The organism is Corynebacterium sp. ES2715-CONJ3 (genome assembly GCF_024814365.1).
In the GTDB taxonomy this organism is placed as follows: Bacteria; Actinomycetota; Actinomycetes; order Mycobacteriales; family Mycobacteriaceae; genus Corynebacterium.
This window is the reverse complement of record NZ_JANUXS010000004.1, coordinates 259,617-277,410: the sequence shown is the minus strand read 5'-3', so window position 1 is coordinate 277,410 and position 17,794 is coordinate 259,617. Positions and strand designations below refer to the sequence as shown.

Annotated in this window: 18 protein-coding genes; 14 read left to right on the top strand and 4 right to left on the bottom strand. The window is 54.2% G+C overall.

All coding sequences use genetic code 11. The annotated features are described in order from the left end of the window. Positions 1-294 precede the first annotated feature (294 nt). Genes nth through NXT00_RS06730 form a run of 4 tightly spaced genes read left to right on the top strand, consistent with a single transcriptional unit; the run spans position 295 to position 3,565 of the window. Complete coding sequence (gene nth, locus NXT00_RS06745; protein WP_259158500.1) at positions 295-1,032, top strand: endonuclease III; 738 nt, start codon at positions 295-297, stop codon at positions 1,030-1,032. A gap of 2 nt (positions 1,033-1,034) precedes the next feature. Next, positions 1,035-1,589 carry a TlpA disulfide reductase family protein gene (locus tag NXT00_RS06740; RefSeq protein WP_259078506.1) on the top strand — a complete coding sequence of 185 codons (555 nt, stop codon included), beginning with the start codon at positions 1,035-1,037 and terminating at the stop codon, positions 1,587-1,589. A gap of 6 nt (positions 1,590-1,595) precedes the next feature. Beyond that, on the top strand, positions 1,596-2,357 hold the full coding sequence (locus tag NXT00_RS06735; protein ID WP_259158499.1) for a CoA pyrophosphatase: 762 nt from the start codon (positions 1,596-1,598) through the stop codon (positions 2,355-2,357). Further along, positions 2,354-3,565, top strand: a complete 1,212-nt coding sequence (locus tag NXT00_RS06730; protein ID WP_259078509.1) for a MarP family serine protease — start codon at positions 2,354-2,356, stop codon at positions 3,563-3,565. The genes NXT00_RS06735 and NXT00_RS06730 overlap by 4 nt, the downstream gene beginning before the upstream one ends. Here NXT00_RS06730 and NXT00_RS06725 read toward each other — a convergent pair. Together NXT00_RS06725 and NXT00_RS06720 are read right to left on the bottom strand one after the other, a co-directional pair. After that, complete coding sequence (locus NXT00_RS06725; protein WP_259158498.1) at positions 3,562-4,473, bottom strand: alpha/beta fold hydrolase; 912 nt, start codon at positions 4,471-4,473, stop codon at positions 3,562-3,564. The two genes, NXT00_RS06730 and NXT00_RS06725, sit on opposite strands and share 4 nt — an antisense overlap. An 84-nt stretch (positions 4,474-4,557) precedes the next feature. Next, a complete protein-coding gene (locus NXT00_RS06720) occupies positions 4,558-5,058 on the bottom strand; it encodes a phage holin family protein (protein WP_259158496.1) in 501 nt (166 codons plus the stop codon). A gap of 226 nt (positions 5,059-5,284) precedes the next feature. Between NXT00_RS06720 and NXT00_RS06715 the strand changes: the two genes are divergently transcribed. Then, the gene (locus NXT00_RS06715) at positions 5,285-5,923 is read left to right on the top strand and encodes a hypothetical protein (RefSeq protein ID WP_259158495.1); all 639 of its coding nucleotides are present in this window, start codon (positions 5,285-5,287) and stop codon (positions 5,921-5,923) included. On the opposite strand, the gene NXT00_RS06710 is transcribed toward NXT00_RS06715, so the two are convergent. Beyond that, positions 5,920-6,762 carry an HAD family hydrolase gene (locus NXT00_RS06710; RefSeq protein WP_310470428.1) on the bottom strand — a complete coding sequence of 281 codons (843 nt, stop codon included), beginning with the start codon at positions 6,760-6,762 and terminating at the stop codon, positions 5,920-5,922. The genes NXT00_RS06715 and NXT00_RS06710 overlap by 4 nt on opposite strands. Before the next feature lie 326 nt (positions 6,763-7,088). Between NXT00_RS06710 and ssd the strand changes: the two genes are divergently transcribed. The 7 genes from ssd to NXT00_RS06675 all read left to right on the top strand — a co-directional run bounded on the left by ssd (position 7,089) and on the right by NXT00_RS06675 (position 11,460). Next, positions 7,089-8,141 carry a septum site-determining protein Ssd gene (ssd, locus tag NXT00_RS06705; protein ID WP_259158494.1) on the top strand — a complete coding sequence of 351 codons (1,053 nt, stop codon included), beginning with the start codon at positions 7,089-7,091 and terminating at the stop codon, positions 8,139-8,141. After that, positions 8,138-9,289 carry a TadA family conjugal transfer-associated ATPase gene (locus NXT00_RS06700; protein ID WP_259158493.1) on the top strand — a complete coding sequence of 384 codons (1,152 nt, stop codon included), beginning with the start codon at positions 8,138-8,140 and terminating at the stop codon, positions 9,287-9,289. The genes ssd and NXT00_RS06700 overlap by 4 nt, the downstream gene beginning before the upstream one ends. A gap of 152 nt (positions 9,290-9,441) precedes the next feature. After that, on the top strand, positions 9,442-10,077 hold the full coding sequence (locus NXT00_RS06695; protein ID WP_259158492.1) for a type II secretion system F family protein: 636 nt from the start codon (positions 9,442-9,444) through the stop codon (positions 10,075-10,077). Then, a complete protein-coding gene (locus tag NXT00_RS06690; RefSeq protein ID WP_259078522.1) occupies positions 10,074-10,643 on the top strand; it encodes a type II secretion system F family protein in 570 nt (189 codons plus the stop codon). The genes NXT00_RS06695 and NXT00_RS06690 overlap by 4 nt, the downstream gene beginning before the upstream one ends. Positions 10,644-10,666: 23 nt before the next feature. After that, on the top strand, positions 10,667-10,849 hold the full coding sequence (locus tag NXT00_RS06685) for a DUF4244 domain-containing protein (RefSeq protein ID WP_259078524.1): 183 nt from the start codon (positions 10,667-10,669) through the stop codon (positions 10,847-10,849). Beyond that, on the top strand, positions 10,824-11,156 hold the full coding sequence (locus NXT00_RS06680; RefSeq protein WP_259078526.1) for a hypothetical protein: 333 nt from the start codon (positions 10,824-10,826) through the stop codon (positions 11,154-11,156). The genes NXT00_RS06685 and NXT00_RS06680 overlap by 26 nt, the downstream gene beginning before the upstream one ends. After that, positions 11,149-11,460: an Rv3654c family TadE-like protein gene (locus NXT00_RS06675; RefSeq protein ID WP_259078528.1), complete on the top strand. Its 312-nt coding sequence runs from the start codon at positions 11,149-11,151 to the stop codon at positions 11,458-11,460. The genes NXT00_RS06680 and NXT00_RS06675 overlap by 8 nt, the downstream gene beginning before the upstream one ends. On the opposite strand, the gene NXT00_RS06670 is transcribed toward NXT00_RS06675, so the two are convergent. Continuing rightward, a complete protein-coding gene (locus NXT00_RS06670) occupies positions 11,431-13,776 on the bottom strand; it encodes a DEAD/DEAH box helicase (protein WP_259078530.1) in 2,346 nt (781 codons plus the stop codon). The two genes, NXT00_RS06675 and NXT00_RS06670, sit on opposite strands and share 30 nt — an antisense overlap. A gap of 391 nt (positions 13,777-14,167) precedes the next feature. On the opposite strand from NXT00_RS06670, the gene NXT00_RS06665 reads away from it, so the two are divergent. Both NXT00_RS06665 and topA read left to right on the top strand, forming a co-directional pair. Next, positions 14,168-14,371, top strand: a complete 204-nt coding sequence (locus NXT00_RS06665; protein ID WP_259078531.1) for a cold-shock protein — start codon at positions 14,168-14,170, stop codon at positions 14,369-14,371. Positions 14,372-14,601: 230 nt separating this feature from the next. After that, positions 14,602-17,523 (top strand): type I DNA topoisomerase, encoded by a 2,922-nt coding sequence (topA, locus tag NXT00_RS06660; RefSeq protein ID WP_259158491.1) that lies wholly within the window; start codon positions 14,602-14,604, stop codon positions 17,521-17,523. The last annotated feature ends 271 nt before the right edge of the window (positions 17,524-17,794 follow it).

The window sequence follows — 17,794 nt, the reverse complement described above, 5'->3', positions numbered from 1 at the left end:
ACTATCACACCTCGGAAACGGGAAACTTAACTCGCCCTGTGTTGTGGGGGTAGTTAGCGGGGGGCAGCGGTCATTTCTTATATCGTTTTCCCTTTTGCGAGCTAAAAGCACATTTTCTAGTAGTCCATAGAAAATACTCGCGGCCTGGAACTCACGAAGTGCCACAAGGAGCTGCGCGCCAATCGCTCTTGGGTGCCCCCGATGACTCCTGAATAGAAGATAAGAAAGCCTTAAAATAGGTTTGGGTGGTGGTCCTCGACTTTATAGGGAACGCTCTCAATTAGGCTAGAGCATATGAAAACTACCCCGCTGGCGAAAAAACGGCGCGCTCGAGCGCTTCATAGGGAACTCGCGCGCGGCTACCCCGATGCTTACTGCGAATTAGATTTCGACACCCCGCTCGAATTACTCATAGCTACTGTCTTGTCCGCTCAGTGCACGGATAAACGGGTTAACGCAGTAACCCCTGCACTCTTTCGGCGCTACCCTCATGCTATCGATTATGCTCAAGCGGCCGAGGTGGAACTCCAAGAGATCATTAGACCCACTGGTTTTTACACGGTCAAAGCGCGCCATCTTAAAGAAATAGGCCAGGTGCTCGTCTCTGAGTTTGAGGGCGAAGTACCCCGGGATTTAGCCGATCTAGTGACGCTTCCCGGCGTAGGGCGTAAGACAGCCCATGTCGTACGTGGCAATGCTTTCGGTCTCCCTGGCTTAACCGTAGACACCCACTTCGGACGTCTAGTGCGCCGGTTTAAGCTCACGGCCGAGACCCGCCCCGAGAAAGTCGAGGCAGAAATAGCCGGCTATATACCGGAGCCGGAATGGACGCTTTTTAGCCACCGCATCATCTTCCACGGTCGCAGAATCTGCCATAGCCGTAGGCCAGCATGTGGCGCCTGTTATCTTATAAAACTTTGTCCCAGCTCTGGTGAGGGGGAGATGAACCCCGCTGTAGCCGAAGACTTGGTTAAAGCCATCCCCAGTGAAAAAGAGCATCTTCTAGCCCTACGCGCAGAAATGGAGGCGTAAAGGTGCGTAGTGCTCTGGCGTTTTCGGCCCTCATCTTTACTGTGGCCTTGGGCTTCCTTGGCTGGCAGCTGACTAGTGCACCCCCTGATACCCCAGCTCATAGGCCGCAGTCCAGTAAACCCATGTGCCCGCCAGCACAGGTAGGTGGCATTGAACTCCCCTGCCTTCATGGACAGGTGGGCCAGGAAAACTCCGACCAGATTACCGTGGTCAATATCTGGGCCTTCTGGTGTGCCCCATGCCGCAAGGAATTACCTTATTTCGACACTCTCGCTCACCAACACCCGCAGTGGCGTGTGATGAGTGTCCACGCAGATCCCAACTCAGCAGCGGGAGCGAAATTTATCGACGAATTGGGTCTAGAGCTTCCCACGCTCAGCGATACCCAGGGCGTATTTGCCGCTGAATTAGGCCTTCCCAAGGTAGTTCCGATTACGCTGGTATTTTCAGGGACTCAGCGCATAGCGATATTTCCGCAGGTCTTTGATTCTCAGCAAGATCTTGACTCGGCTATCTCTGCCGTCGTCAAAGAGGTTGAGAGAGAAAAAGTTGCTTAACATCGTATGAATAATCGTATGAATAGGGGAATGGTGGACGAATATCAGGCGCCCAAATTCGAATCTTGGCCTGGCCCTAGATGGTTGGCACCGGTGACTACAGCTGCCCGCAGCGGGCAGCTGCGCCAACAGTTTCACGAAGATGTGGCCCAACGTGCCCCGATAGACGATAGCAAGGCCGCCTCCGTGCTCATGCTGGTGACAGGAGCAGAGACTGGCTCCCGGCTCCCTGATGACGCGGCAGTTTTATTAACTCATCGTTCCCCCACCATGCGCCAGCACTCGGGGCAGATCGCATTTCCGGGTGGACGCATCGATCCGGAGGATTCCCATGCTCTGGCCGCTGCATTAAGAGAGGCTCGTGAGGAGGTGGGGCTTGACGCTGCAGCGGTCACACCCTTGGCTGATATCGGCCGCACCTTTATTGGGGCAACGGGTGCCCCCGTTCATACTATTCTTGCCTACGCCCCCACGCCTCCAGACGTCACAGTGGCAAGCCCCGTCGAAGTCGATGAGGTTTTTATGGTGCCCTTCAAGGAACTGATTGATCCCTGCAACCGCCTCCACTTAGCCGGTGAAAAGTGGCGAGGGCCGGCATTTCGCATCCGTGACTATATAATATGGGGGTTCACAGCCCAGATCCTGCACCTCGTTATCCATCGTGCAGGGTGGGAGCGGCCGTGGGATCACTCCCATACCTTGGATCTCAAGGCCGCCCTGCGGGCCTCAAGAAACAGCGAAATATCTCAGCAGTATAAGGAAGCATGAACTACTTAGCTGACCCCGCACCGGGTTTCTATGCCGACGCCACGATCGTAGTGGTGCTCATCATTGCTCTCTACACTGGCTGGCGTCAAGGAGCATTCGCCTCCATCCTCTCGACCGTCGGGGTTGTCGCTGGCCTCATCTGCGGAGTAGCACTGGCCCCCTTTGCCATGCAATTAACCGACCATGTGGCTTTGCGCTTTCTCCTCGCCCTAGCAACAATGGCCATGCTGGTAGGTATTGGTAATCTCACCGGTGGGGTACTGGGAACACGATTGCGATCCCATATGCGCTGGCGCAGCTCTTTAAGGCTCGATTCAGGGATCGGCGCCATCTTTCAAGCCTTCACTGTCTTAATCGTTACCTGGTTGGTCGCCATTCCTCTGGTGACGGCATTGCCCGGCAATATAGCCCACCAGGTACGTAACTCCAAGATTTTGAGCGCGGTGGACCACCGGGCCCCGCAGCAATTGGCCATGCTGCCTTCTAAAGTGTCCGCCATGCTCTCGGAATCGGGCCTGCCACCTTTAGTATCGCCCTTTCTCAATCCCGATAACGTCACGGTGGAGGCCCCAGCTCTTCTGGTGGAAGATACTGCTCTTGTGGAGGCCCTGCGCCCCAGCGTGGTCCATCTTTCTTCCACCGCCGATTCCTGCGCTCGACGGCTCATGGGCTCGGGTTTCGTAGTCGATAGTAATCACGTGATCACGAATGCCCATGTTGTTGCAGGTGCTAATAGCGTCAATCTCGATACGCTTGTGGGTACGTACCCAGCCACGGTGGTCTACTATAACCCCCAACTCGATATCGCGGTTCTAGAATCCCCAGATATGAATATTGAGCCGTTGAAATGGGCTGAAGAGAGCGCTTTAAGTGGCGACGATGCCATCTCCATGGGCTTTCCTGAGTCCGGCCCCTTCGAGGCAGCGCCTGCGCGCGTAAATAATCGCTTAACTATAACGGGATTCGATATCTATGCTGACCAGCGCGTGGAACGCGAAGCCTATACGGTGCGAGGATCCATTCGCCAAGGTTATTCCGGAGGGCCGATGATTAATACGCGCGGCGAGGTTATCGGGGTGATCTTTGGCGCTAGCTCAGACGAATCCGATATTGGCTACGTTCTCAGTGCTCGGGAAGTGCGCGAGGCTGTTGGCGATCTCAGCGTACTTAGTACCCCAGTAGGTACAGGAGAATGCGTTTTACGTTAGCTCAGTCCGCGAATAAATCTCACTACGGTATTTACAAAATCATCAGGGTTTTCTATATGTGGGCGGTACTTGGTGTGGGGGATCCGAACCGTGCGGATAGCACCGAGGGTGCGCTCTCGGGCCGCTCTTTCTAGTACCCGCTGCTGGCGTGAGGGTTTTTCCCCCGGCAGGAAGAGAACAGGGCATGTAATAATGCGGTCCGCCCACGCGAGCGGAGTAGATACTACTGATAAACGTGACGACCTCACCACGGCCGGCAAGGTATTACTGATGGCGAGCGCGGTCGAGCGGCGCGTCAGATTGCGCATAAAACCAGGAGAAGAGTGAAATTCCTTCACGGTTGTGCGCTTCAGATCATGGGCTGTGATTCGAGGCAGCAAGAAAGACAATCTCTTAAGCACTCCTGAGGGAAGGGCGAGAAAGACTTTAAAGGCGATGAGGTTTAAAAAAAGCCAGGGGTAGCGGATAACGGAGCGCCGCATATCGGTGGGATGGATAAAACCGCAGCTGCTAATCGATTCGACCCTTTTGGGCTCATAGGTGGCAAGTGCCCAAGCTAGGGTGGCGCCGATACCCACTCCCACCAGATGGGCGGAGTTATGGCCTAAGGTTTGGATGGCACCATTAAGATCCCCGCACAGGATTCTCAGGTCATGGCCGTGAGGCGGCTTATCTGACATTCCGTAGCCGCGCAGGTCGAGAGCGGCAACATGAAATCCCGCTTCATGAAGGAGGGGTATCACCTCAGCGAAGTCGATCCAGCAGCTAAAAGAATCATGGATCAAGATAATTAGAGGTGAGCTAGCCTCTCCAGCGCAGGCCGCATGGAGCCGCGTCCCACGCGTATAAAGATCGTGATGGGTAAACGGGCCGTGAAGAGCCACTGTGCTGGGACTTGCTGCGCGCATCCTTGAAGAAAGTCTTTCTATGAGTAAAAAATTTATCAGCCCTCCTAACTCTATTAGGAGGGCTGAAAAGATCCGTGCGAAGGGCTAACTATAAAGTCCGGAATGCCGACGCTCAACGGCCGGTGACTGCTTCTTCGGAACTATATTCTTGAGCTCACCCACGCTCTCGATAGTTTTCTTGGGCTTTTTGAGACTCTTGACCTTCTTCCAACCGATAAGGGCCAAGATAGCGGCCACGATAATCATGCCGAGGAAGACAATGAGGAAAGATGCCCAGCGGTCGAGCCAGATATTTAGCAGCTCCGCGAGGAAGAAGAAAAAGAAGAAGGAGCTATACAGAGCGATAACTCCGGCCACGCCGAAAAGGCCACCTCCGAAGGCAATTTTTTTGGCCTCGTGAGTAATCTCCGTCTTGGCTAGCTCAATCTCGGAGCGCACTAATGACGAAACTTGTTCGGTGGCATTACTGACCAAGTTGCCGAAGGATCCTTCGATATCGCTATCAGCTGCCGCCAGGGGAATGGAGCTTACCTGTGGCTCGAAGGTTTCAGGGCCTTCAGTAAATAGCCCGTTTTCTTTCTTCACGTGTGCCTATCCTCTTTCTTCTCTTTCACATTTATTTAAGACAGCGCTGGAATGACAGGCATTCCGGTGCAGACCAAACTGGGATGAAGCAATACGCTGACCTTTCCCATAATCCTAACAGTTTGACTACCTGTGTGAAAGAAACCCCCCGAATAAGCGGGACTTTTCTGAGTAGAGTCAGATTTTTTTCAAGCTCGGTCAACCCCCGACTACACTGATAACCCTCATGGACGCCGTCGCAGATTTTCCCACCTACACTCAAGCCCTAGAAGCACTACGGCGGGTGTACCGCAGGCCGGTTAATCTTCGCCAAAATAACGTCACCACCAGCGAATCCGCAGTTCGAGGCGCTAAGCTCATGTATCAGCTTCGCTCCGACGCGTGCACTATAGAGGAAGCATTGAGTGCTTTTAGCATGCTGGGGCCAAAGCAACGCGAACAAACGGCAGCCCTCTTCAAGAGGGCTCCGGCTCAGGTTCTCGCGCGGCTTGATACGCTTGTGGGCGGCAGTGGTCGCCCCGTCGGAGCGCCAGGTCCAGCCCTTTCCCATCTGCGCGCGCTGCGCGATCCTCACGCACATATGGGACTGGTACCGGCTCACACTTTTCTTGCGATCGCAGCCCCGCAGCTTTTCGGAGCACGCAGCGATCTCATAGCGGCGATCGCCGCGCGTCTCGCGGCCATGGTGACTGGCTTCGATCCCATTGGACTAGGGGTACCTGAGGTGTATTTTTCCCGGCATAAGCGGGAGTATTACGATCTGATATCAGCGCATAGTTCACAGTGGCCAGAATTTTATTTTCAGGCGTGCCTGGCCGGGGCCGCTGAGGCAGAAGGTATCGCTCGGATGGTAGCCGAGGGCTAATTGTGTCTGCCTAACCACCAGCGCACGCCTATAGTAGCCGCCGCAAGCCCGGCAATCACTCCGGTCCCTACCGTAAGCTCCTTAAAGGAAGGGCGAGGGATTAAAGGGATGGGGTGATGGAAATACTGGATTGTCCACCCTCGATCACGTGCCGTGGCTAGTAAAGCCCTATCAGGGTTGACAGCTACAGGATGAGCCACTTTTTCCAACATGGGTACATCGGTGAAGGAATCTGAATATGCGAAGGACTGAGAAAGATCCAGCCTGAATTGCTCAGCACATCTGTGAAGAGCGTCGGCTTTGGCTTCGCCTTGACAGAAAAAGAGAATCTCACCGGTAAAACACCCGTTCTCTTGAGCTAATTGAGTGGCAATAATATCGTCGATTCCCAGTTCGTGGGCAATTGGTCGCACCAGGATATCCGCACTTGCCGAAATGATGACAACACGGTGACCCTGATTGCGGTGCCATCGAATGAGCTCCCGTGCCTCGGCATAGATCGTGGGGCACAAGACCGTATGAAAAGACTCCTCAACAATGCGCTCGACCTCGCCCACCTCCCAGCCGCTAATCATGGAGGCTAGCTGGTTGCGAGTGCGGTGTAGTTGGTCGCGGGAGAGACCATCCCATAAATAAAGTACTTTTTGGAGAGAAAGGCGCGCCGCCTTCGGCACCGAAATTAAACCTGAGGAGAGAAATTCCTTACCATAAGCGTGGGCCGAAGAGGTGGCGATGATGGTTTTATCGAGATCGAAGAAAGCCCCTATGGTGGTGTGCATCGCATCCTGCTCCAAGGCATTGGGGATTGCCGCACTGGGGGACGAATCGGGAACTCTCATGATTTCTTAACTGTAGCTTGGACGCCAATCTCACCCCTCAATTCTACCTGCCAAAGGGCGCAATAAGCTGGGCACTTAAGTATTGGCAGGACTGGGATTATATGTCATAATAGCAATAGCCAGGCCCCGATATACAGTGCGGCCGGCACACCCCGGCCAGCGAACCCCCCTTTAATGGCCGGGTAGGCAGCTCGCGCTCATTACCCCCCCTTGCGCGAGCTGCCGCTTTATACTCTACGGACAGCTGATTATCCGTTATCCACAGATTTACTTCGCCTGACGTCGTACCCGTTGAGCCCGCTGCATAACACGCCCACACTGAGGATATGAACTCCACGTCCATCCTCGTAGCCGTCGCGGATCCCGTCGTGCATCCTGAAGCTATCGCCGTCGCAGCTGCAACCGGATTAAAAACTATCGATACCACCGACCCGCGTTCGATTATACGCTGGGCTAAAAAGGCGCACTGCATCCTTGTCGATCCCACCATCGCCGCGCACGTGATTCAGGTAGCTCCCACCGTTCCGATTTACCTAGTCTGTGCCGATATTGCGCATATAGACTGGAAGTTCGTCGCCCGCACCCCCATCCGTGATGCCTATGTTTTGCCAGCGCAAGCCCAAGAACTTCTCACCTATCTCGGGCATATTCGCAGTGCAGAATCACGCTCCAAATTTCACCCCATCTGGGCCGTTACGGGGGCCGCTGGGGGTGTGGGCACCAGTAGTGTGGCTGCAGCTCTCGCGCTTGCCCTCCACGATCATGATCCTGCGCTACTTGTCGACGCTGACCCCTTCTCGGCTGGACTCGATCTCGTTCTAGGGCTCGAAGATACTGCCGGGATTCGATGGCCCGATATCAACCTCGACGATGGCAGCACTCCAGCTCCTACTCTCTACCAAGCATTACCTCATACAGAATCAGGCCTGGGAGTGATCAGCACTCAACGTGGAGTCGGGCGGTCACAACAGAAAGAAAATCAGCTTAATAATGTCCTTGACATTGTCCGTAGCAATTATTCCATTGTCATAGATACCCCATGGTCTGCCCCCTATTTTGACGCAGTACTTGAGCGCAGTGACCACTGCGTTGTAGTCATGACTCCACAGGTACGCGTGCTCGCTGCTGCCTGTGAATTGCTCAAAGAGTTAAGAAATTTTCCGGTGCGGGCGCACCCTGTGATCAATCACCGCGGGTGGTCAGCTCTGACGCGAAAAGAAATGGAGCGTCTGATTCAACCGGCATTTAGTGCAGAGGTACCCATGGACCCTGGCATGAATAAACGCCAGGAAACCTCCGGTTTCGCTGGAACATTTCAGAAATTGCCGCGGGGGATCCGACGTGCAGCCATGCGGATAGCCCAGGGGGACGACCTATGAATTCCAACGTCGCCGCTGATCTCATCCCCACTATCCAACGCCAGATAGCCCAGCACCCTCAAGGATTGACTCCCCAGGAGATCGTTACTCTCATCCGAGCAGAGTCCTCGGGGGTTGTGAGTGATGTGGATGTTCTCACCATTATGCGCCAACTGCGTTACGATACCGTGGGACTGGGGGTGCTCGAACCTCTCCTCGCACTGAGGGGGATCACCGATATCGTGGTTAATGATCTCGATCAGGTGTGGTTCGATCGCGGGGCTGGATTTGAAAAAGCCACGGTGAGTTTTTCAACCCACGACGATATACGTCGGCTTGCCACCCGCCTTCTCCATGTCGCCGGTCGCCGCCTTGACGGAGCCCAAAGTTATGGGGACGGAAAAATCGCCCGAGAGGATGGAACTCATGTGCGTATCCACGCCATTTTGTCCCCACCCGCGGAAACAAGTCCACTCATCTCCATCCGGGTTTTAAACAGTGCCACCGCAAATCTCAGACACCTAGAAGAAAGCGGCAGTTTCCCACCTCAAATGCGCCGCGTCTTCGACGCCCTAATCGTGGCCCGACGGTCCTTCCTTGTCGTTGGTGGCACGGGCAGTGGCAAAACTACTCTCCTGGGTGCCCTTTTAGAGCAGGTTCCTCAGGCTGAACGCATCATCTGCATCGAGGATACTGCAGAGCTAAAACCCCGCCACCCTCATACCGTTCATCTCATCACCCGTGCGAAGAATACCGAGGGCAGGGGTGAAATTGGTATGTGCACTCTCTTGCAACAAGCTCTAAGAATGCGCCCCGATCGTATAGTGATCGGGGAAATTAGGGGCAAGGAAGTAATCGACTTGCTCAGCGCTCTAAATACCGGGCACGAGGGATCAGCCGGCACCCTACATGCCAATACCAGCCAGGAAGTGCCGGCTCGCCTGGAGGCGTTAGCTGCAATGGGTGGCCTTGACACCAGCGCATTGCACTCCCAGCTCGCCGCCGCCCAACCAGTTATCTTGTGTACTGCGCGCCAAGGCCGTCTTCGTATCCTCTCGCAGATTGCTCAGATTCATTCCCATCCGCCGCAGGTAGATATTTTATGGGACCACAGGAGAGCCATGATTCCCGAAGAGCTTATGAGTGTAGCGGGGTGGCAACCGCGATGACTACCACTGTGAGCTCTCTAGGGCTAATACTCATTGCCTTTTCTCTTCCCCTCATGCGACCTATCGAGCGCATCGCCTCGTCTCAGGGCTCCTACACTTCTTTTTTGATACACCCAAAATGCTTCGCTGTTGTCGGGGGAGTGGGCGCGGCTATGAGCATCGCGCGAGGATATTTTCTAGTCATGGCGGCTCTAGTCATCATAAGCCTCAGCCTCGGATGGGTAATCCACGATTATCGCCTAAGATTTCTGCGCAAACAGACAGAACAATCCACTATCCACGTCCTGGGCACTATCGCCGCGGAATTATCCGCAGGCGCTACTCCAGCGGCAGCACTGGCAGCGGGTGCCGCGGAGCCTAGCGACGAGCAGCTCCGTATGACCTTGGAACTAGCAGCATCCAGAGCTGCCATGGATATTAATCAGGGGATCAAAGAGTTAGCCGACTCGCAGAATCCAGCTCTGATCACTCTCGCCACCGCGTGGACCTTATCGCTGCACCACGGTATCGCACTGACCGAGATAACCGCGCGTATCCGAAAGATGCTCGAGGATAGGCACCAATCCGCAGAGCGAGCCCACGCCGCAATGCAAGGACCCGTACTTTCTGGGTGGATGCTCGCTTTCCTGCCCGTCATTGGAGTGGCCATGGGTGGTGCCATGGGCATTAATACTCTCGCCTTTTACGTGAGCAATAGCTTAGGACAGCTCGTCTTTTTCCTTGGCATTACTGCACAAGCTCTGGGAATTTTCTTCACTCATCGCATTATGACAGGAGGTGCAGAATGAGTTGGATCCTTTTGGCATTAGTCCTGGCACTTATTGGACTTGCCATCCACCCCTACCCTGTGTCCATAACGCGCCTTGGTAGTAATGGTATGAGTGGCGTCAACCCTAGAGATGGGCCTAAATATTTCCGCCGTGGAAATCGTCGCACGCATATGCACGCGCGTGCACAGGCTCAAGATGTGGAATTATTTGCAGCACTAATTCGTACCGGCTTGAGTCACAGTTCCGCTGCCAGGGCCTTAGGTGCTAGCGGTGGATCTTTGCAATGGCTGCGTGCGGCAGATCTTCTCGATCTGGGTGTCGCCCCCGAGCGGGCGTGGGCTGAACTCGACGACATCGGTTCCGCATTGAAAAATTCAGCGCATTCGGGTGCCAGCCTAGCTCCTGAGCTAGAGTGCCTCAGCGCCAGACTCACAGCCGAGATAGACAATCGCGCAGAGGCGCGGGCTCAGCGAGCTGGAGTGGCCATTGCCGTGCCCTTGTCCCTATGTTTCCTCCCAGCCTTTATACTGCTAGGCCTCGTGCCCCTAGTACTGAGTCTGGGACAAACCATCCTCCCCTTCTAAACACAAGAAAAGGACCAATCCTTATGTCTTCCAACTTCTTTCTCCAGCTATCCGATGACGAAGGTATGACTACGATCGAATATGCCATGGGCGCTCTCGCCGCGGCTGCCTTAGCTGGCGCTCTCTATATGGTGGCGAGTTCTGGCGCCGTTGCTGAGGGTATCGAGTCCATTATCGGCAATGCGCTCAATCAAGTCCCCGCTTAGACGCGTCCTCGGCGCCGAAGACGGATCCACCACGATTGAAACGGCGATAGGGATAGCTAGCCTCATGACGGTACTGGGTGTGGCAGTGGGGGCAATCCTATCGGCAGCTAGCTATCTCAGCGCTATTGATATCGCTGGCGCTGCCGCTCGTAGCTATGTGATCGGGGTGGACTATCAACCAGCTCGAGGGCACGTGCATATCACTACCTCCGGCACACTGGCTACGGCCACCGCTGAAGTGCCTAGTCTCTTCGGTACGATGCGGGCTCAGGCTATTTTCGCCCTTGAAGGAAGTAGCTATGAATGATGAAGAAGGCTCCACCACCATCGTGAGTGCCGGAATGATCGTAATGATCGTTGTCATCGTGGGGATCTTAGCCCACGTATTCACCATCATGGTTGAGGCTCATCAGGCACGCAATGCTGCCGACCTCGCGGCGGTCGCAGGGGCCTATGAGCTTGCCACCGGGCACCCTGGGTGCCCCCGCGCGGTGGAGATCGTCCAGCTTCACGAGGCCGAGCCACGTGGATGTCGGGAGATCGATGGTGATATTTATATTCAAGTCCGAATGGGTACTCAGTTAGCCCGCGCTCGCGCCGGGCGGGTGTGAATGAGCCACTTGGCTTAAAAATTCCAAAAGGATCATGGCCCCCTCCTTATCGAGAGGGTCATTACCATTGCCACACTTGGGCGACTGGACACAGGACGGACAGCCCTGATCACAGGCGCAGTCTCGCACAGTCTCGTAGGTGGCGTGAATCCACTGGGCGAAGTGCTCATAGCCTTGGTCGGCAAAACCGGCCCCGCCGGGAGCTCCATCATAGACGAAGACCGTGGGCAACTCGGTATCTGGGTGCAGTGCTATAGACACACCACCAATATCAGAGCGATCGCAGGTGGCAATAAGCGGGAGCATCCCGATTGCAGCATGCTCGGCAGCGTGAAGAGTACCAGGAATATTGTTGATACCCAGGTCGCGTAGCACGAGTGGATCTACCGTATAGGCACAGGCTTTAGTCATTAAACGCTGGCAGGGTAGATCAAGGGACTGGGAACTAATCAATTGCCTATCGAAACTATAGGTGGAATAGCCCGTGACTTGATTGACTACCTCGACCTCCACACTGCTTAACCAAACCCCAGGGTGTAACTGCTGGAGCTGCTGGGGTTCAGCGGTGATCATAATATCGGTGTGGTTGCGGGCCACCGTATAGTAATCCGGATTCTCCGGGTGCACGATAGCAAGCCGACGCTCGAGATCAAGCGAATCCACCACGTAGTATTCGCCCTGGTGAACATAAACGGCACCTGGGTGCAGTTGTCGTGGTGCCTGGGCTGAGCCCGCGGTACCCAAGAGCTGAGAATCTGCAAAGATCATGATCTGACTGCCAGTCGAGCGCAGGGAAACCCTCTGATGGGGGCTTTCTGACCCTGGTTGTGCAGCCAAAAAATAGCCGGAGGGGCGTGTGCGTAAGAGACCCTTGTGGATTAGAGCCGGCAGGATTGCACCCGCCTGGAAATAATCAATATCGTGTTCATCAAGGGGTTTTTCGCTAGCGGCACAGAGTAGATGATCACTGAGGATATAGGGATTGGAGGGATCAAAAACGGTGCGTTCCACGGGGGCGGATAGGAGCTTGTCGGGGTGCCTAACCAGATAGGTATCGAGTGGGTCATCGTAGGCAACAAAGATCACTAAGCTCGATTGCCCGCGACGCCCTGCGCGTCCAGCTTGTTGCCAGAAGCTTGAGATAGTTCGGGGAAACCCAGTAGTAATAACCGCATCAATCCCGCCAATATCGATACCTAATTCCAAGGCATTCGTGCTGGCAACACCTAAAAGATCCCCACTACTGAGGGCGGCTTCTAATGCGCGACGATCCTCAGCTAGGTAGCCAGCGCGGTAAGAACTTAGTCGCTCGGTTAAATCAAAGCGACCCCAGCTGGCAAGCAATTCTTTTCCTCGCAGTGCTAAGCGTTCAGCTTGGCCGCGTGAACGGACGAAGCCTAAGGTTCTGGCTCCCTCTTTGATAAGCGTGGCCATCATCAAGGCAGAATCGCCCAGCGCAGGGCGTTTATTTTTCCCTGCCTCGTCGCTGATCCCTGGCTCCCATAATAGTATGGTGCGTGCGCCATGAGGTGCGGTATCGGAGCTGATCGCCTGTACGGGGGCTCCGATCAGTGCCGCTGCGCTGAGTTCGGGTTGTGCTTGGGTAGCGGAAGCAAGGACCACGGTGGGGAGCGCTTGATAGTGGTGCGCTATGCGCAGCAGACGCCGTAAGGTTAGGGCGATATGGGCTCCAAAGATCCCGCGATACACGTGACTTTCATCGATGATGAGAAAGCGAAGGTTGCTCAAAAAATGACGCCACTTATGGTGGTTGCTCAGAATGCCACTATGGAGCATATCGGGGGTAGAAAAAATGAAGCGAGATCGAGCCCGAATATCCGCGCGAGCGTCAATGGGAGTGTCACCGTCATAGGGCGCGGGAATGATCGATTCGAAGCCTGGAGTGCTACTCGTAAGCTTCATAAGAGAGCGTAATTGGTCGGAGCCTAAGGCTTTTGTGGGTGTGAGATAAAGGGCTGTTGCCGTTTTATCATCTGCCAAAACGCTGAGAGATGGCAGTAGATATCCGAGAGATTTTCCAGAGCTAGTCGACGTCGCAATCACGGTGTGTTTACCGTGGTAAATACTCTCGGCCGCAAGTATTTGATGCTCATAAGGGCGAGTGATGCCAAGCTCGGAGAAATACTCCACAAGGGGTGGGTAAGCCCAGTCGGGCCACGAGCCGTAGCGGGCAGTCTGGGGGGGTATATATTCGGTGTGGCAAGCACTCGGCGCTTCCAGTACGTCGGCAAGAATGGCAGCTAGTTCGGCGCCGACACGAGGGTGATCATTAGGGGAGCCGGCGGGCTGATTCATGAGCGCTCCTGGGGGTAGCTCTTGGCATGGGCTTAGATCTGTGACACACTAGGGATAGGTCTTCGTTAAAGTTTTTAATGATTTTTTGCAAAACGGTAGTGAACCTTCCTCACGTCCTTACGGGGCGGATGTTGTTTCTTAGAGCCATTGGGCATAAAAACTGGAGATTCTTCTATGAAGAGTTTCCTTGACCTACTCTCGTTCAAGCATACGTATCTGATTCTAGCTTGCTAGTTTCACACGGTTTCCTCATTCTGGGGCAACCGCGGGGCTCTTTTACACCAGGGTCTGTTAGTTCTCTTACGGGTGATCGCTTGCTAAATGCTTGCGTCTCACATGTATCTGAGGGATGCGGTGTTCAATATAGTTTTAAAGAAATAAGGATATACACATGGCTAAGGGCACTGTAAAGTGGTTCAACGCTGAGAAGGGCTTCGGCTTCATCTCTCAAGAAGATGGTTCTGCTGATGTCTTCGTTCACTACTCTGAAATTGAAGGAAACGGTTTCCGTTCCCTCGAAGAAAACCAACAAGTCGAGTTTGAAATCGGCGACGGCGCCAAGGGCCCACAGGCTCTTTCCGTTCGCGCGATCTAACTTCATAGCTACCACTAGGTAGCTAGCTTCAAGCCGCTGGAACCTTGTCTCCCGCTTTCTCCTCATCACTATGGTGGAATGAATGCTAAGGAAAAGGGATCGGCGGCTTTTTCGCATGAATACCCGTGTGCTTAACGTTCTCCCTTCGTGTGATATACCCTTAGTGCGCACATGCTTGATAGGGTAAGCAGTTAAACTTGTTTGATTAGAAATTGAGGTTTCTTCGTCTTATGGCCAAGAGCAGCGGAATAAAGCGACTTGTGATCGTCGAGTCCCAGACGAAAGCGAAAAAGATCGCGCCATATCTTGGTGATGATTATATTGTGGAGGCCTCAGTCGGTCATATCCGTGATTTACCACGGGGTGCTGCTGATATTCCTGCCAAATATAAAAAAGAATCATGGGCACGGCTTGGTGTTAATGTTGATGCTGGTTTCAAGCCGCTGTATGTGGTCAGCGCCGATAAGAAAAAGAAGGTCGCAGACTTAAGAAAGAAACTCAAGGAAGTCGACGAACTTCTCCTTGCGACCGACCCCGACCGCGAGGGTGAAGCCATTGCTTGGCACCTATTGGAAACTCTCAAACCTACCGTGCCCGTGCGCCGCATGGTTTTTAACGAGATCACAAAACCAGCGATTCTGCAGGCCGCTGAAAATACCCGCGATTTAGATAATAATCTGGTCGATGCCCAAGAAACCCGACGTATCCTCGACCGTCTCTACGGCTACGAGGTATCTCCTGTGCTGTGGAAAAAAGTCATGCCCAGGCTTTCGGCTGGGCGGGTGCAGTCAGTGGCTACGCGCGTCATTGTCGAGCGTGAGCGTGAGCGCATGGCCTTCATCTCCGCTGATTACTGGGATATCAAAGGGGAATTTGATTCAGGCAAAAACCTCAACGACGGTAATCCGAGTGCTTTTGAAGCCCGCCTCACCAGTGTCGACGGACAGCGCGTGGCAACCGGTCGCGATTTTAATGACCGCGGACAGTTGACATCGCAGGCACATGTGATCGACCAGGTACGTGCGGAACAGCTCGTCGAGGACCTCACGGGCACTGAGATGGCTGTTGTTCGAGTTGAGGAAAAACCCTATACACGTAAGCCCTATGCTCCGTTTATGACCTCCACTTTGCAGCAAGAGGCTGGACGAAAATTACATTATACTTCTGAGCGCACCATGCGTATCGCACAGCGGCTCTATGAAAACGGCCATATTACCTATATGCGTACTGATAGCACCGCACTGTCTGCGCAAGGCTTACAGGCAGCTCGCGAGCAGGCTCTGGCGCTCTATGGTGAGAATTATGTTTCTCCCAGCCCGCGCACCTATGACCGTAAGGTGAAAAATTCTCAGGAGGCGCACGAGGCCATCCGCCCCGCCGGTGAGAGTTTTGCTACTCCAGGTCAATTGGCGTCAAGCCTGGATGCCGAAGAATTTCGCCTATACGAGCTGATTTGGCAGCGTACCGTCGCGTCCCAAATGGCAGATGCCAAAGGCACCTCGATGAAGGTCACCCTTGGCGGTAACGCCCATGATGGCACAGCCGTTGAATTCTCCGCTACCGGGCGCACGATTACTTTCCAAGGTTTCCTCCGCGCCTATGTCGAGTCCACCAAACTGTCAGATGGTCGCGATCTTGCAGATAATGCTGAGAAATATTTGCCACGTTTGAGCGAGGGTGACCCCGTGCAGGCGGATCAACTGGCTGCTGATGGTCACACAACAAACCCGCCGGCGCGCTATACGGAAGCATCCCTTGTTAAGAAGATGGAAGAGCTCGGTATCGGTCGCCCGTCTACCTACGCCAGCATAATCAAGACCATTCAGGATCGTGGTTATGTGTATTCCCGCGGCAATGCGCTGGTGCCTTCGTGGGTTGCCTTCGCCGTGGTTGGGCTCTTGGAGCAATCCTTCGGGGCATTGGTGGATTATGATTTCACATCCTCGATGGAGGATGAGCTTGACGATATCGCAACTGGCACCCAGATTGGCAGTGAGTGGCTGAGCGGTTTTTATTTTGGCGACGCCGAGGCTTCGGATGCGATGGCAGATTCCATTGCGCGCCAAGGTGGGCTCAAAGCATTGGTAGGAGATAACTTAGAACAAATCGATGCTCGCTCCGTTAATTCTCTGCCGCTTTTCGATGATGCCGAAGGGCGTCCAGTATATGTGCGCGTGGGCAGGTACGGCCCCTACCTCGAACGACAGGTGGGGATAAAAGACGGTGAGCCGGAATACCAGCGCGCCAATCTCTCGGATAGCACCACCCCAGATGAATTGACGCTGGAATTTGCAGAGAAATTATTTGCTACCCCTCAGTCGGGACGAGAATTGGGTAGCAATCCCGATAACGGTCGCACGATCGTGGTGAAGGAAGGACGTTTTGGTCCCTATGTCACCGAGATCATGGGTGAGGATGAGAAGGAGAAAGCAGCCGCCAAGGCAGAAGAAATCGTCGCCGAGGAGCGCGCCGCCGAAGATGCGCAGCGCGCCGCCGAAGGTAAGCGGCAGAAGAATTGGGAAACCAAGACTGCTTTGGCGGCTAAAGAGAAGCGTATTAATCAGATTATTGAAGAGACCCTCAAACCTAAAACCGCCTCGCTGTTTTCTTCGATGGAGGCCAGCACGGTGGGCCTGGAAGAGGCTCTTAAACTTATCTCTCTGCCGCGCGAAGTGGGTATCGATCCCGAAGATAATCAGGTGATTACTGCTCAAAATGGACGCTACGGCCCGTACCTGAAGAAGGGGACGGATTCCCGTTCGCTCTCAAGTGAGGATCAAATCTTTAGTATCACGCTCGATCAAGCGGTGAAGATTTATGCGGAGCCGAAGCGCCGCGGTCGAGCTGCCTCGCAGTCGATCATTAAGGAACTGGGCAATAACGACGTCTCAGAGAAGCCGATGACTGTCCGAGATGGCCGCTTTGGCCCGTATGTTACCGACGGGGAAACGAATGCATCCTTAAGACGCGGCGACGATCCGCAAGCGCTGACCGATGCGCGAGCGAATGAGTTAATCTCCGAACGCCGCGCCAAAGACTTAGCTGATGGCGGTGCTCAGCCAAAGAAGCGCTCTGGGACTAAAAAGACCACGAAGAAGCCTGCGAAAACGACAAAACGAGTCGTTAAAGCAGGACGTGCAAAGAAGAAGTAGTCCGATATATGGGTGAGGGCTGGCGTTCGCACCCATATACCAATGAGACCACCTCAGGCAGAAATAGGTATTCTGCAGCCGAGCACTCAAGCACAGATGGGCAACCTATAATATGTACCCGTCACAGATGTCTCGTTAGATATCGGACAGGAGAAACGTGGTGCGATATTCCCCACAAATTTCCCGCAAAACGGGCTAAATCGGAACTTATCGGGCATAATTAAAAGCATATTCAACATACTGGGGCGCCGCGCCTAAAGTGCCTGCTTAG

Coding starts and splice junctions, on each gene's coding strand:
- NXT00_RS06695 (WP_259158492.1), top strand. CDS start 9,442: ATGAGCATCGCGCGAGGATATTTTCTAGTCATGGCGGCTCTAGTCATC.
- NXT00_RS06670 (WP_259078530.1), bottom strand. CDS start 13,776: ATGAATCAGCCCGCCGGCTCCCCTAATGATCACCCTCGTGTCGGCGCC.
- NXT00_RS06715 (WP_259158495.1), top strand. CDS start 5,285: ATGGACGCCGTCGCAGATTTTCCCACCTACACTCAAGCCCTAGAAGCA.
- NXT00_RS06665 (WP_259078531.1), top strand. CDS start 14,168: ATGGCTAAGGGCACTGTAAAGTGGTTCAACGCTGAGAAGGGCTTCGGC.
- NXT00_RS06730 (WP_259078509.1), top strand. CDS start 2,354: ATGAACTACTTAGCTGACCCCGCACCGGGTTTCTATGCCGACGCCACG.
- nth (WP_259158500.1), top strand. CDS start 295: ATGAAAACTACCCCGCTGGCGAAAAAACGGCGCGCTCGAGCGCTTCAT.
- NXT00_RS06725 (WP_259158498.1), bottom strand. CDS start 4,473: ATGCGCGCAGCAAGTCCCAGCACAGTGGCTCTTCACGGCCCGTTTACC.
- NXT00_RS06675 (WP_259078528.1), top strand. CDS start 11,149: ATGAATGATGAAGAAGGCTCCACCACCATCGTGAGTGCCGGAATGATC.
- ssd (WP_259158494.1), top strand. CDS start 7,089: ATGAACTCCACGTCCATCCTCGTAGCCGTCGCGGATCCCGTCGTGCAT.
- NXT00_RS06690 (WP_259078522.1), top strand. CDS start 10,074: ATGAGTTGGATCCTTTTGGCATTAGTCCTGGCACTTATTGGACTTGCC.
- NXT00_RS06685 (WP_259078524.1), top strand. CDS start 10,667: ATGTCTTCCAACTTCTTTCTCCAGCTATCCGATGACGAAGGTATGACT.
- NXT00_RS06710 (WP_310470428.1), bottom strand. CDS start 6,762: ATGAGAGTTCCCGATTCGTCCCCCAGTGCGGCAATCCCCAATGCCTTG.
- NXT00_RS06680 (WP_259078526.1), top strand. CDS start 10,824: ATGCGCTCAATCAAGTCCCCGCTTAGACGCGTCCTCGGCGCCGAAGAC.
- NXT00_RS06735 (WP_259158499.1), top strand. CDS start 1,596: ATGAATAATCGTATGAATAGGGGAATGGTGGACGAATATCAGGCGCCC.
- topA (WP_259158491.1), top strand. CDS start 14,602: ATGGCCAAGAGCAGCGGAATAAAGCGACTTGTGATCGTCGAGTCCCAG.
- NXT00_RS06700 (WP_259158493.1), top strand. CDS start 8,138: ATGAATTCCAACGTCGCCGCTGATCTCATCCCCACTATCCAACGCCAG.